Genomic DNA, 13,094 nt, shown 5'->3' with positions numbered 1-13,094 from the left:
GCAGCCTAGCCGACCGACTCGCAAAAGGCCAATGCCGGGAAGGTTTCGACCTCAGTCAAACGGCAGGATGAAGACGCCGTCGTATCCGGCGCCGGCGTCCTGGCGGGGCAGGGCCACGAATTCCCGCCCGGCGCTGGACAGGACCTCCCGCACCAGTTGATCGAAGGCGGCGGCGTCATCCCGTTCAGACTTCAAGATGGCGAAGCCTTCTTCTGTCGGTTCGACCCGGTACCCCGCGCCCTGCTTCAACTCTGTCAGCGACAAACCCATCGAACGCGTGGCTCCCCTATCCAGGATGCCTTCGCACAACCCTGATGTGTCGTAAACAACATGGGTTGGTTCGATACGGAAGAAGGGCCGTCCGACGGACGGCCCTTCGATGATCCCGAACAGAGATCCTTGAAAGGTGCATCAGCTGCGGACGGGCGCGCGCACGCCGGCTTCCGCTCGGGCCTCATCGGTCTTCAAGGCGGCGAGGAAGGGCATGATCTGCCAAAGGGCGGACAGGCCGACCAGCACATAGACGATGCGGGACAGGGCCGAGCCGTCGCCGAAGAGGGCGGCGACCAGATCGAAGTCGAAGGCGCCGACCAGACCCCAGTTGAGGCCGCCGACGATGACGAGGAGGAGGGTGACGAGGTTGAGGATTTTCATGAGCTTTCTCCGTGATTGTAAGGAAAGAAGCTTCGACCGGTCAGGCCGTTCCATCCTCGCCCTGTCCGCGTCGCCTCTGGCGGAAACCGGACAGACCGCAACCCTTGCGGTCGTCATTGTCCATTTGCCGACACGGGGCAACGCGGCCGCGCGGCGCCCATTGAGGCGGGGACGCCGACATTGGCGGTCCGGGATTCTCGCGCTTGCCGCCCTTCGACCCCACACCCCTCGTTCAGAACATAGAGAGCCTGTTTCGCCGGCTCCGCCTCGTGGGCGTTCTCGGCGGAGCGGCCGTTCTGGCGACCCTGTCCGCCCTGGCGATCCTGCGCTAATCGAGCGGCGGCAGAGGATCGTCCGGCGGGCCGGCCGCCACCCGGACTTCATAGATCGGCGGTCCCGCGTCGTGGAACAGGACGAGCGTGAACGCCGTCTGGTGTACCCCTTTCAGCGCATGGTCGCGGATCAGGTCGCCCACAGCCAGCAACGCTTCGCATCGGGCCGCGTTGTCATCCCCAGCCATAAGCTGAAGACGCTCCTCCATGCCGGCGACGCCGATTTTCAGGCGGTATTTCCTCATGGAGCCTATACGTGAGAGGCGGGGCTTGGATGTCGTTTAGCTCCATTTGTTCAATGCTGGACGTTCTCGTCCAGAAGTTCGAACGTCGTGACGATCTGTCGCCGGCTCAGAGGCGGGCCATTCTTCGACTGCCCGTCGAGCGTCTCCAGGCGAGCGCCGGGGAAACGATCGTGCGCGAGGAGCGGCGTCAAACCTCGAGCCTGCTGCTGCTGTCCGGTTACGCCGGACGGGTCGCCTTTGTTGGGGATGGCGGGCGGCAGTTCACCCAGATCGGCCTGCCCGGCGACTTTCTGGACCTGCACAGCCTGGTCATGAAGCGGATGGAAAACGGCGTCATGGCCATTTCCGACTGCGAATTAGCGGCCATCCCCCATTCCGCTCTTCGCCGACTGACCGCGCGCGATCCCCATCTGGCGCGAATGTTCTGGCTGGAAACGGTGGTGGATGCGGCCATCCACCGGGTCTGGCTGGTCGGCATGGGACGTCAGGACGCCCAGGCGCGCATGGCCCACTTCTTCTGCGAGATATTCACCCGGCTGGAGCCGGTGGGGCGAACCGCCGAAGGGAGCTTCGACTTTCCCCTTAACCAGAATGATCTGGCCGATGTTCTGGGCCTGTCGTCCGTTCATGTGAACCGAACCCTGATGGCGCTGAGGGCGGCCGATCTCCTCGACGTGCGCGACGGCCGCGCCGTCATCAAGGATTGGGACGGCCTGAGCCGCGTCGCAGAGTTCGACCCCCAATATCTGCGTCTCTGGAAGGAGGCGGTTTGAGCCTCAGGCGCCCGAGCCCGGCTCCGCCATCTTGCGATGCCTTTCGGCCAGGACGGTCTGGGGGGTGATCGCCGCCATCGCCGCCTGGACCTTGTTGCCGAGACCCGCCACCACGTCGCCGTCGCCTCGCTTCATCGCCGCATAGCCCGCCTTTGCGACATCCTCCGGGTTGGCCTTGTCGCCCTGGGCGACCTTGGTGTCCATCATGTCGGCGCGCTCGAAGAATCGGGTGTCGGTCGGGCCGGGCATCAGGACGGTGACCGACACCCCTGAGTCCTTCAGCTCATTGCGAAGGGCCAGGGAGAAGCTGTCCACGAAGGCCTTCGAACCATTGTAAACAGCCTGAAAACTGCCCGGCATCAGGCCGGCGATCGAGCCGGTGAACAGGATGCGGCCTTGGCCGCGCGCCCGCATGGTTCTGCCGATCAGATGGACCAGACGCACCGTCCCGGTGATGTTGGTGTTGATTACATGAAGGATCTCATCGAACGGCTGGTCCAGAAAGGCCCGGCCCAACCCGTGACCGGCGTTGGCGGCCAGGGCGTCGATCGGGCGCTCGCCGATCAGCTCTCTCAAGGACTGCACCCCCTCTTCAGAGGCCAGGTCGACCTGAAGGGCCTCGACATGGGCGCCCAATCCCTCAAGCGCCTGCATCGCCTCAGCCAATGGGGTGTCGGCGGCGATGACCAGGTCGTAGCCGTCCTGGGCGAACAGCTTGGCCAAGGCGTAGCCGATGCCCGATGAGGCCCCGGTGACCACGGCCAGCGGCCGAACGGTTTCTGCAGCGGTTTGATCCAGGGCGTCGGTCATTGATGAACTCCGGCTTTTCAGCCTGACCAACTCACGCCTGGGCCCTGTGTTCCGTCCAAGACTCGACGGAACGAAGCCGGCGCCGCTCGGTTCACCACGTTCAGCCGATCGGAGCTAAGTCCATGTCTTATAGTGACGTTTCAACCGACGCCGACGTCGGATCGACCGCCTTCCTTGAAGAGGATCGGCAAGAGGGCGACCATGACTCTTCAAGTCTGCGTGCGGCCCTGATCAACCGGCCGAGGCAGGAACTCTATGACTACTGGCGGGAGTTTCGAAACCTGCCCAGCTTCATGGAGAATGTGAAGGCCGTCGAAATTCTGGACGGGCGTCGCTCGCAATGGACCATAGCCGGCCCCGCCGGCGCCGACTTCGACCTGGTCTGCGAAATCACCGAGGATCGCCCTGGCGAGCGGATCGCCTGGACCTCTTCCGAGGGCTCCGACGTCGATCACGAGGGCTGGGTCGATTTCAAGGACAACCCCTTCGGCCGCGGCACGGAGGTCCGGGTCTTCATCAGCTATGATCCGCCTGCGGGGGTGGTGGGCAAGGTGGTCGCCAAGGTGATGCAGCGCGAGCCGCGGGTTCAGGCCCGGCGCGAGCTTCGCCGCTTCAAACAGCTGATGGAGACGGGGGAGGTTTCGACCTCCAAGGCGCCCGAGGCGGCGCCCCGCGCCTCGCGCCACCTCTGATCCTTTTCCCTCGAACCAAGGAGCCCCAATGCGCGCCCTCACATGGCACGGAAAACACAATGTCCAGGTGGATACGGTCCCTGACCCCCAGATCGTCAATCCCAGGGACGCCATCATCAAGATCACGGCGACCGCCATCTGCGGCTCGGACCTGCACCTCTACGACAGCATGATCCCCGGCATGTCCAACGGAGACATCCTGGGACATGAGTTCATGGGGGAGGTGGTGGAGGTCGGCCGAGGCAACACCAGCCTGAAGAAGGGCGATCGCGTCGTTGTTCCCTTCGTCATCGCCTGCGGCCAGTGCTTCTTCTGCGAACGGTCGATGCCGGCCGCCTGCGACAATTCCAATCCCGCCGACAAGGCCGACGCCACCGAGATCGCCTACGGCCATTCCGTCGCCGGCCTGTTCGGCTATTCGCACCTGACCGGCGGCTTCGCCGGGGGGCAGGCCGAATATGCGCGCGTGCCCTATTCCGACTACGGCCCGATCAAGATTCCCGACGGGATCGAAGACGAGAGGGTCCTGTTTCTGTCCGACATCTATCCCACCGGCTGGATGGCGGCGGAGAACGCCCAGATCCAGCCCGGCGACACCGTCGCGGTCTGGGGCTGTGGACCGGTCGGTCTGTTCGCCATCAAGAGCGCGATCCTTCAGGGCGCCGGCCGGGTGATCGCCATCGACCGTCACCCGAACCGATTGGCCCTCGCCAAGGCCAATGGCGCAGAGGTGCTGAACTATCACGAAGTCAAGGTGCGTGAGGCTCTGTTGGAGATGACGGCCGGCCTGGGCCCCGACAGCTGCATCGACGCCGTCGGCATGGAGAGTCACGGCTTCTCGCCAGACAATATCGTCGATGCGATCAAACAAGAGACCCGACTGGGGACGGACCGCCCCCACGTGCTGCGCGAAACCATCATGGCGGTGCGCAAGGGCGGAACGGTGTCGGTCCCAGGCGTTTACGGCGGGGTGGCGGACAAATGGCCTGTGGGCGCCTTCATGGAGAAGGGGCTGACGCTGAAGACCGGCCAGACCCATGTTCAGCGCTATCTGCCGCAACTGCTGCAACTGGTGCTGGACGGCAAGATCGACACCACCGACCTGATCAGCCATCGCCTGCCGCTGGAACAGGCCCCTGAAGGCTACAAGAACTTCAAGGAAAACCAGAACGAATGGACCAAGGTGGTCCTGAAGCCGCACTGAGGCTTCAGCAGCCGCAGGCGAAGCGATGAAGGCGCGCGGGGTCGGTGACGATCATCCGACCCCGCGACAGCTTCAGGGCGCCGTCCCTCTCCAGGGCCTTAACGGCCGCATTGACGCTGGTGCGTTGGACGCCCATGGCCTGGGCCAGGATGGACTGGGTGGTGCGCAGTTCAGGGCCCGAAGTCTCGTACAGACGGCGAATCCAATTGGCAGTGCGGTGGGGCACCTGGTGGACGGCGTTGCAGGCCGCCTCGGCCTGCACCCGCGACAGACGGTCCAAGGCATGGCGGGCGAAAACGTGTTCGACCCAGGCCTGCCCCATCAGGTCCGACAGATCGGCGGCCGGCGCCTCGATCCAGTGGGTGTCGATCAGAGGCAGAAAACGCACGGGATAGAAGGCGGAGGCCAACGAGGCTTCCCAACCGAACATCGCGCCTCGGCCATGAAGGCCGACGCAGGCCATGTTCTTGCGGTCGAAGGCCGCTAAGGCGCCGTCCAGCACAAAGCCCACCGCCGCACGCCCTTCCAGGCTTTCCCCGGCGCGGCCGCTCCGCATCTGACCCTTCCGTCGGACCAGATCCTGGACCTCGTCCGGCATCAGCCGCAGCACCGGGTGATCTCTCACACCTTGCGGACGATGGTCTTCCGAAATCGGATCCCGCGAGGAGACCGCGAGGGCTGAAGCGGCGTCATACATGCACCCACCCTGCACGGCGCGTAAGGCCAAGGCATTCACATGGGTTAAGCAAGGGCGGCGATCACCGCGCCTTGTGCGATTCTTTTTTTCCCGTTCGGACCGGACCGCCCGGCAAGGAGGTAGGGCGAACGCCGCCCAGCCTCGGATACGGGGGTCGAGGGGCGCGCGTTTCTTTCATTGGATCATCCGGCCGCCGTGTCTGAACCGAGCGGGGCATGGACGTCCCCGTGATCCGGCCGCGGAACCCGCCGCAGCGGCTGGCCTTTCCTTAGGAACAAGGAGCCGCACGATGACGATGAAGTTTTACCAGATAGACCTGGAGCAAGGCGGGGTGACGCGAACCGTGCGCGTTCCGTCCAAGACCGATGTCCAGGCGGCCGACGCGGCCGCGCCTCTGATGAAGGCGGGCGAGCGGATCATCGCCATTCGCCAGGTCGTCGATGACGGATTGCAGAAGGCCGACGCCCTGCCGCCGGTCTCCCAGGCGGAGTCGTTCGCCGAGATCACGCCGGGCGCGGCGGCCAAGGGGCCGCCTCCCACCAGCTGACGCCGCAGCCGGCGCCGGGTCGCGCTGAAGACTGACCTGGGTAAGCTGAGGCGTTGCGCTGAAGGAGGGTTGACGGCATTGTCGGGCGGCAGACGAGTGAACCATGGCCGACCAAACAACAAACATCGACGACGCCTCTCCGCAGTTGGGGCGAGACGATTTAGTGACGATGGTTCAGGCGGTTGTCGGCTAAGGTGTCCGAGACGACGACATCGGTGAACGTCGCCCAGCGCCTGACGCCTATGGAGGCGGCCTGTCTGCGCCGTGTGCGCGACGGTCTTCAGTCGAAGGAGATCGCGCTCGAATTGGGCCGCTCCGCCAAGACCATAGACAAGCATATCGAGAACGCCTGTCGCAAACTGGGCGTCAGCAGCCGCCGGCAAGCGGCGCGCCTCTATTTCGAACCTCTACGGGACGATTCCGTAGGGGCGTCATTCCCCCTGCCCACCGCTCCCGACGCCGTCTCTGATGACGGTCGGAAAGGAGGCTTGGATGCCGCACTCGGGATGTCATCTGCCGCCCGTCACATGGGAGGAGCTGGAGGCGATCTTCGAGGATTTGGCGGCGACGAACGAGGAACGCGAGACGGCTCTGCGGTTGCTGGATCTGACACGGACCCTTCAGCCCTATCTCTCGCCGCTCGATTTGATGCGCGAGATACTCTGCATCGCGCTCGTTCTCCCCAGCGAGAACGATCGGCCGCCAAGACGGCCCGCGTTGCCGAGCGAGTTCGTGAACTGGCGATGATCCCGATCTTCGCCGCCGTCGCACTCGCCGTTCTCGCCGCCATCCTCGGAGGCAGCGTGCAGCTTCAGCTCGCTGTGCAAGCGCTCGATCGTCTGCTGTCCGGCCGCTAGGTCTCTCTTTCCGCTGATCAACAGTTGATGCGGCGCCGACAGCTCGGCGTCGGGGAGCGGACAATGCAAAGACTTGAAATCGCGCAAACGATCGCGAACGCCCTGTTTCGGGCGGAGGACCAGGCCGACCAAGGTCTGATGGCGGCGAGCGCCCTCGTCAGCCTGATGGCGGAGACGCGGCTGGATCATCGCCTTTCGGCCGTCTTGGCCGCTCAGGCCGTTTCGGAGACCACCGAGGCCATTCGGGCTTTCGGCGAAGCGCGAGCCCGTCTGGTGGCGGCCCATGCGGCGCTGGAACAGGCCGCGCCGGCGCTCATTGGGCGCGAGACGCGACTGATGGGGCCGCTGACAGGCAAGCCCGAAACCGACCAGCCCAGGACCGCTCGTCTTCGGGCCGCCGCCTGATGGTGACGCTGGACTTGCAAGGTCGGACGGCGCGCGCCACGAAGACCTATGCAATCGCTACACACGCCGCTGCAAATCGGTCTGACCGTCGCCATGGCGGTCTGCCTTCTCGTCGCCCTCTGGAAGGGCGACGGGTCGGCGCGGCTGGCGGCCCTGGGCATGGTGGCGGGGTCGGTGCTCAGCGCCCTGGTGCAGGATCGCGCCAACCCCGACGCCGCCCAGTGGCTGATCATGGGGGTGGACGCGGCCTATCTGGGGCTGTTGGCGGCGATCGCTTGGCGCAGGCCCGCGCGCTGGTTGGTCTGGGCGGCGGCGTTCCAACTCGCCCAGGCGGTGACGCATCTCAGCTTCGCGCTCAATCCGGAGATTCTCGGCCGGGCCTATATCAGCACCTCCTATGTGCTGTTCGCGGGTCTGCTTTGCGCCCTGTTCGCCGGGCTTCTGCGATCGGAGGCCGCCCATGAGCATGACGGCCGAACCGATCGATGCGACTGACCGCTATGTAGGCGACCGCCTGTCGGAACTGCGCAGGGAGATGGGGCTGAACCTCGCCGAGCTGGCGAGGACCAGTGCGATTTCGATTGCGGAGCTGTCGGCCATCGAGGCGGGCAGGGGGAAGGTCTACAGCGCCACCCTCTGGCGTCTTTGCCGCGCCCTCCACGCCGACCTGGACGACGTCCTGCCGCCCCGCGACCTCACGGTCAGCGGTCGCGCCTGAAGGCGTCGGACAAGTCTTGATGGAGGAAGGCGACGATGGTGGGTGATCACAGGTTCGAACTGTGGACCCGCTGATTAAGAGGCGCGATGGGCCCACTTTGAGCGTCGCGAGTAATTTTCAAAACGATTGATTTCCAGGCTGGCGAAATCAATGCCTTACGAGAGGCCTGCAAAACGATCGCGCCGCATGAAATTGCGCCGTCTAGTTTTTGTGAGGTCCGCAGCTCGGCATAGGGCGATTATGGAAAACTCTTCTGATCCCCTGCGGAACAGGTCTTGTTCTGCTGCTTTTGAGAGGCTCTCGAGTGGCGACGAAATTGCTCATCGCGATTAATCTGCTTTCGTTTATTTCAAAGTCGCAATACACCGCTCGCGCGAGTGACGCGGGGGCTTTGAGTGGTGTTGGGTGAGTTGGGGGCTGAAGCGCCGGTCGCGCAGGATACGGGTCTGTCCTGCCTGACCCTGTTGCTCGGGTTCCACCAGATGCCGGCGGATCAGAGCCAGCTTCGGCATGACCTTGGACACGCCGCGCCGGCCGATGACGCCGATCTCGTCCGTCTCGCCAAACGCGTCGGGGCCAAGGCCAAGACCGCTACTCTGGATTTGGCCGCCCTTGAGAATTCGCCCCTGCCGGCGATCGTGCGGGATCGGCAGGGTCTGTATCTCCTCGTCGGCGCCTTCCGAAATGGTCAGGTTTTGATCCAGCGTCCGGCCGAGGCGCCGACCGCCCTAACGTTGGAGGCATTCCAGCAGCTGTGGTCCGGCAAGGCCGTCTTTATCACGACGCGGGTCTCAGGCGCGGCGTCCTCCAAGTTCGACGTAACCTGGTTTATCCCAGCCTTGGTCAAGTACCGCTGGATGTTGGGCGACGTGCTCGCGGCCTCGCTGGCGCTGCAACTGTTCGCCCTGGCGACACCGATGATCTTCCAGGTCGTCATCGACAAGGTGCTGGTGCACCAGGGGCTGACCACGCTGGATGTCCTGGCCATCGGCTTAATGACCGTCGTGGTGTTCGAGAGCTTCCTGGGCGGCCTGAGGGCCTATGTCTTCTCGCACACCACCAGCCGGGTCGATGTCGAGCTGGGCGCCAAGCTTTATCGCCACCTGCTCAACCTGCCGCTGGCCTATTTCGAATCCCGGCGGGTCGGCGACACCATCGCCCGGGTGCGCGAACTGGAGACGATCCGGGAGTTCCTGACCTCCTCGTCCGTGACCCTGTTCGTGGACCTGCTGTTCACCGTCATCTTCCTGGTGGTGATGTGGTTCTATTCGCCCTTCCTGCTGGCGATCGTGGTGGGGACCATCGTCCTCTACGCCATAATCTGTTTCGTCATCACGCCGCCGCTGCGTCGCCGGATCGAGGAGCGGTTCCAGCGCGGCGCCGAGAGCCAGGCCTTCCTGGTCGAGAGCGTGACCGGGGTTCAGACCCTTAAGGCCGCCGCCGTCGAGCCGCAGATGCAGAGCCGCTGGGAGAAGCTGCTGGCCGCCTACGTCAAGGCCGGCTTCAAGGCGGCCCAGCTGAATATCTGGGGCGGTCAGGCCATCCAGCTTGTCAACAAGGTCTCCACGGCCCTGATCCTCTATGTCGGGGCGCGGCTGGTGATCGGCGGGAACCTGTCCGTCGGCGAACTGGTCGCCTTCAACATGCTAGCGGGTCGGGTCGCCGAGCCGGTGCTGCGCCTCGCCGGGCTTTGGCAGCAGTTTCAGGAGGCCCGCGTCGGTGTCGACCGCCTGGGCGACGTGCTGAACGCCCCGACGGAATCCCAGTTCTCGGCCTCGCGTGCAGCCCTGCCGCCGGTGAAAGGGGCTGTAGCCTTCGATGACGTCACCTTCCGCTATCGTCCAGGCGGGCGCGAGGTTCTGCGGCGTGTGTCGCTGGACGTGAAGCCGGGCGAGATCATCGGCATCGTCGGCCCGTCGGGCTCGGGCAAATCGACCCTGACCAAGCTGGTCCAGCGCCTCTATGTGCCCGAGAGCGGGCGGGTCATGGTGGACGGCACAGACCTGTCCTTGGTCGATCCGGCCTGGCTGCGGCGTCAGGTCGGGGTGGTGCTGCAGGAGAACCTGCTGTTCAACCGCTCGGTCCGTGACAACATCGCCCTGGCCGACCCCGGCATGGCGACCGAACGGGTGATCGCCGCCGCCACCCTGGCCGGGGCGCACGAGTTCATCCTCGAACTGCCCGAGGCCTACGACACCCAGATCGAGGAGCGCGGCTCCAACCTTTCGGGCGGTCAGCGCCAGCGGGTCGCCATCGCCCGCGCCCTGGTCACCAATCCCCGCATCCTGATTCTGGACGAGGCGACCTCGGCCCTGGACGCCGAATCCGAGGCCATCATCCACCGCAATATGCGCGCCATCGCCAAGGGCCGCACGGTGATGATCATCGCCCACCGGCTGTCAGCGATCCGCATGGCCGACCGGATCATCACCATGGAGAACGGGGCCATCACCGAGATGGGCACGCACGACAGCCTGATGGCCGCCGGCGGTCGCTACGCCCAGCTGTGGCGCACCCAGATGCACGGCGACGTCGTGGAGGCCGAGGCATGAGCCTGAGACGCCACCTATCGGTCCTCAAGGATGCCTGGAAGGAAGAGAACGCCCGGCGCCGCGCCGGGGTGAAGGACTGGCGCGAGAAGGAGTTCCTGCCTGCTGCGCTGGAGATCTCCGAAACGCCGCCATCGCCGATCGGCCGGGCGATCCTGTGGACCATCATCGCGGCGGTCGTCGCCGCCCTGCTGTGGTCCATGCTCAGCTTCGTGGACGTGGTGGCGGTGGGCGAAGGGCGGCTGGTCCCGACGGGACGCCTACGCAGCGTCGAGGCGGCCGAGGCGGGCGTGATCCGCGCCATCGATGTGCGCGAGGGCCAGCACGTCACGGCCGGTCAGCCCCTGATCGAACTGGACCCCACCCTGGCCGACGCCGATGTGGACACGGCGCGGGCGGAACTGGCCTCGGCCCGCCTGACCCGCGCCCGCGCCGACGCCATCCTGGGCTTCCTGGCCACGGGCCGCATCCAGTTCGTCCCGCCCGAGGGCGCCGAGCCCGCCGCCGTCGCCGCCGAGCGTCAGGTGGTCGAGGCCCGTATCCGCGAACACCAGGCCAATCTGGCGGCCCTGGCTGCGCGCCGCTCAGGCGCAGTCTCGGCCGCCATGACCTCGGCCGAGAACATCGCCCGCTACGAGGAGGTTCAACCCCTGGCGCGTCAGCAACTGACCGCCCGCCAGGATCTGGAGCGCCGAGGCTATGGCGCCCGGCTGCGGGTGCTGGAGCAGGAGGAGCGGTATATCTCCGTCAGCCGCGAACTGGCGGCCGAACGCCACCGCGAGGCCGAAGCCCGCGCCCAGGCCCGGATGATCGACCGCGAACGCGCCCAGGCCCTGGAGCAGTTCCGCGGTCAGGCGGCCCAAGAGAAGGCCGAGGCCGAGGCCGTCGTCGCCACCCGCACCGAAAGCCTGACCAAGGCCGACCAGCGCCAGTCTTTACAACGGCTGAAAGCCCCGGTGTCCGGCACGGTCAATGAAGTGTCCGTCACCACCCTGGGCGAAGTGGCCGAGGCCGGCCAGGCTCTGGTCACATTGGTGCCGGACGGCGAAGACCTGATCGTCGAGGCCCTAATCCTGAACCGCGACGTCGGCTTCGTGCGACCGGGCATGCGGGCCGTGGTCAAGCTGGAGGCCTATCCCTTCACCCGCCACGGCAGTCTGACGGGTGTGGTCGAGCATATTTCCCCCGACGCCACGGTAGACGAAACGCGCGGACTGGTGTTCCCTGCACGCATACGACTGGTTGCGTCGCAGCTACGCACCGGAACGGGGGAACAAGCCGTGATGCAGCCAGGCATGGCCGCGACCGTGGAGATCGTCACCGGGCGCCGGCGGGTGATCGACTATGTGCTGTCGCCGATCGCGCGGGCAGTCGGGACGGCGGGGAGGGAGCGGTGAGCAGAATTAAGAGAGGGAGGTGTGCGATTTCGTCAGGTTTAAACGGCTCTCCGGGATCAGCGTATTTGATGGATTCAAGTACGTCTGAACGTCGTTTTGCCTTAATCTCCCTGTGAGGCCTTGATGGATATCAGCATTTCGGCTGGCTTGTTGTCTGTTGTTCTGATGCAGACCGGGTTGGCGAATCAATCTTCAGGCGATTTTTCACTTCCTGCGGCGTCCCGCCCGGAGCCACAAGTTTGCTCAGTCTCTCAACGGGATGAGGCGACACGCAAACGTCTGTGGTGCCCCCGAGAATTGATGGGGCGCGTCAATCGTGACGGTGTCTACGCCAGTTTCCCCGCAGAGCGCCCAGGGGCCGGGTGGGCTTTGCTCAAATGCGCAATCGGTGACGACGGCATTACCGAACACTGTGAGGTTGTTGACGAATCCGATCCGGGCTCAAAATTCGGGATTTGGGCGCAGCGCGTGCAAGAGCGGGCCGTCGTGATAGTTGGCGAAGGTGGTGCAGTCACCGGCGACAGCTATTTGACCATCTCGCGGTGGGCTGTCCTGTGAGGGGAGCTGTGGCGTGGCGAGACGGAGGGCTCCCGTGCTCAGGTTGTTGCCTGAGCGAATTTCGGTCGTCTCTCAATCGATATGTGTGGCGCTAGATGACAAAAGCGTCCCCCAGACGCAACCCGTGGGTCGTGATTTTAGGCTATATCATTGGCTTGAGCGCGATGGTTGTATTGATTTTTCTGGCTGGCAGCAGGCTCTCTAACTTGTTTCGGCTGCATGATCCTCAATCCATGGCATCAGATCAGGTGCATTCAACTATAAACATTCAGAAAAATGGTAGCACCTACTTTGCCTTTGCCCGCATCGATAATGAATGGGCGCGACTTAACTGTAGTTACAGTCATGGCAGTGATTTTTGCGTGCGGCGGCTGGTGAACCTAGGAGTGCAGAGCGGTGACCTACTAGATATTACGTACTACGTTGCAGAACGTGCTGGAGAGCCGGAGGTCTATATATTAAGATCCGCGAAACGTGACGGAAGAGTTCTTGTATCTAGCGAAGATACGGACAGCATGATATCGATGTCTCAAAGGCGAATGTTGTTTATAATGGCCGCCCTATCGTCTGTTACAGTGACTGTGATTTTTATATCGTTCCTTGTACGTCGGAAATCCAGACTAGCTTGAGGGGTGCGCGGTGAATAGTACTTATGA

At 64.3% G+C, this 13,094-nt stretch carries 17 protein-coding genes; 12 read left to right on the top strand and 5 right to left on the bottom strand.

The window, feature by feature from the left end; translation table 11 throughout:
• Window positions 1-51 precede the first annotated feature (51 nt).
• On the bottom strand, window positions 52-270 hold the full coding sequence (locus AC07XS_RS05570; protein WP_054765493.1) for a hypothetical protein: 219 nt from the start codon (window positions 268-270) through the stop codon (window positions 52-54).
• Window positions 271-411: 141 nt separating this feature from the next.
• Window positions 412-654, bottom strand: coding sequence for a DUF378 domain-containing protein (locus AC07XS_RS05565; protein WP_054765494.1), 243 nt, complete (start codon window positions 652-654; stop codon window positions 412-414).
• 203 nt (window positions 655-857) lie between these two features.
• Here AC07XS_RS05565 and AC07XS_RS05560 point away from each other — a divergent pair, with 203 nt between their 5' ends.
• The gene (locus AC07XS_RS05560) at window positions 858-986 is read left to right on the top strand and encodes a hypothetical protein (protein ID WP_257720131.1); all 129 of its coding nucleotides are present in this window, start codon (window positions 858-860) and stop codon (window positions 984-986) included.
• Here the strand turns inward: AC07XS_RS05560 and AC07XS_RS05555 are convergent.
• On the bottom strand, window positions 983-1,231 hold the full coding sequence (locus AC07XS_RS05555; protein ID WP_054765495.1) for a DUF6894 family protein: 249 nt from the start codon (window positions 1,229-1,231) through the stop codon (window positions 983-985). The two genes, AC07XS_RS05560 and AC07XS_RS05555, sit on opposite strands and share 4 nt — an antisense overlap.
• A gap of 53 nt (window positions 1,232-1,284) precedes the next feature.
• On the opposite strand from AC07XS_RS05555, the gene AC07XS_RS05550 reads away from it, so the two are divergent.
• The gene (locus tag AC07XS_RS05550; RefSeq protein WP_182713830.1) at window positions 1,285-2,004 is read left to right on the top strand and encodes a helix-turn-helix domain-containing protein; all 720 of its coding nucleotides are present in this window, start codon (window positions 1,285-1,287) and stop codon (window positions 2,002-2,004) included.
• A gap of 3 nt (window positions 2,005-2,007) precedes the next feature.
• On the opposite strand, the gene AC07XS_RS05545 is transcribed toward AC07XS_RS05550, so the two are convergent.
• Window positions 2,008-2,814: an SDR family NAD(P)-dependent oxidoreductase gene (locus AC07XS_RS05545; protein ID WP_054765497.1), complete on the bottom strand. Its 807-nt coding sequence runs from the start codon at window positions 2,812-2,814 to the stop codon at window positions 2,008-2,010.
• 122 nt (window positions 2,815-2,936) lie between these two features.
• Between AC07XS_RS05545 and AC07XS_RS05540 the strand changes: the two genes are divergently transcribed.
• Entirely contained in the window at window positions 2,937-3,506 is a 570-nt protein-coding gene (locus AC07XS_RS05540) for an SRPBCC family protein (RefSeq protein ID WP_054765498.1), read from the top strand.
• A gap of 28 nt (window positions 3,507-3,534) precedes the next feature.
• Window positions 3,535-4,710 (top strand): zinc-dependent alcohol dehydrogenase, encoded by a 1,176-nt coding sequence (locus tag AC07XS_RS05535; RefSeq protein ID WP_182713829.1) that lies wholly within the window; start codon window positions 3,535-3,537, stop codon window positions 4,708-4,710.
• Window positions 4,711-4,714: 4 nt separating this feature from the next.
• On the opposite strand, the gene AC07XS_RS05530 is transcribed toward AC07XS_RS05535, so the two are convergent.
• Complete coding sequence (locus AC07XS_RS05530) at window positions 4,715-5,407, bottom strand: Crp/Fnr family transcriptional regulator (RefSeq protein ID WP_182713828.1); 693 nt, start codon at window positions 5,405-5,407, stop codon at window positions 4,715-4,717.
• A gap of 289 nt (window positions 5,408-5,696) precedes the next feature.
• On the opposite strand from AC07XS_RS05530, the gene AC07XS_RS05525 reads away from it, so the two are divergent.
• From AC07XS_RS05525 to AC07XS_RS05490, 8 genes are all read left to right on the top strand, one after another.
• Window positions 5,697-5,954: a hypothetical protein gene (locus tag AC07XS_RS05525; RefSeq protein ID WP_224762172.1), complete on the top strand. Its 258-nt coding sequence runs from the start codon at window positions 5,697-5,699 to the stop codon at window positions 5,952-5,954.
• Between the two features lie 215 nt (window positions 5,955-6,169).
• Window positions 6,170-6,811: a helix-turn-helix domain-containing protein gene (locus AC07XS_RS05520; protein ID WP_156314188.1), complete on the top strand. Its 642-nt coding sequence runs from the start codon at window positions 6,170-6,172 to the stop codon at window positions 6,809-6,811.
• A 63-nt stretch (window positions 6,812-6,874) separates the two neighbouring features.
• Window positions 6,875-7,216, top strand: a complete 342-nt coding sequence (locus AC07XS_RS05515; protein ID WP_054765502.1) for a hypothetical protein — start codon at window positions 6,875-6,877, stop codon at window positions 7,214-7,216.
• Between the two features lie 48 nt (window positions 7,217-7,264).
• Window positions 7,265-7,711, top strand: a complete 447-nt coding sequence (locus tag AC07XS_RS05510; RefSeq protein WP_182713827.1) for a hypothetical protein — start codon at window positions 7,265-7,267, stop codon at window positions 7,709-7,711.
• On the top strand, window positions 7,677-7,934 hold the full coding sequence (locus AC07XS_RS05505; protein ID WP_182713826.1) for a helix-turn-helix domain-containing protein: 258 nt from the start codon (window positions 7,677-7,679) through the stop codon (window positions 7,932-7,934). The genes AC07XS_RS05510 and AC07XS_RS05505 overlap by 35 nt, the downstream gene beginning before the upstream one ends.
• A gap of 398 nt (window positions 7,935-8,332) precedes the next feature.
• Window positions 8,333-10,486 (top strand): type I secretion system permease/ATPase, encoded by a 2,154-nt coding sequence (locus AC07XS_RS05500; protein WP_494732655.1) that lies wholly within the window; start codon window positions 8,333-8,335, stop codon window positions 10,484-10,486.
• A complete protein-coding gene (locus tag AC07XS_RS05495; RefSeq protein ID WP_182713825.1) occupies window positions 10,483-11,880 on the top strand; it encodes an HlyD family type I secretion periplasmic adaptor subunit in 1,398 nt (465 codons plus the stop codon). Before AC07XS_RS05500 ends, AC07XS_RS05495 begins: the two co-directional genes overlap by 4 nt.
• 123 nt (window positions 11,881-12,003) lie before the next feature.
• Window positions 12,004-12,438, top strand: a complete 435-nt coding sequence (locus AC07XS_RS05490) for a hypothetical protein (RefSeq protein WP_182713824.1) — start codon at window positions 12,004-12,006, stop codon at window positions 12,436-12,438.
• Window positions 12,439-13,094 lie beyond the last annotated feature (656 nt).

The sequence above is a fragment of the Brevundimonas sp. GW456-12-10-14-LB3 genome (assembly GCF_059424365.1).
This window is presented reverse-complemented; position numbering and strand designations above follow the sequence as displayed.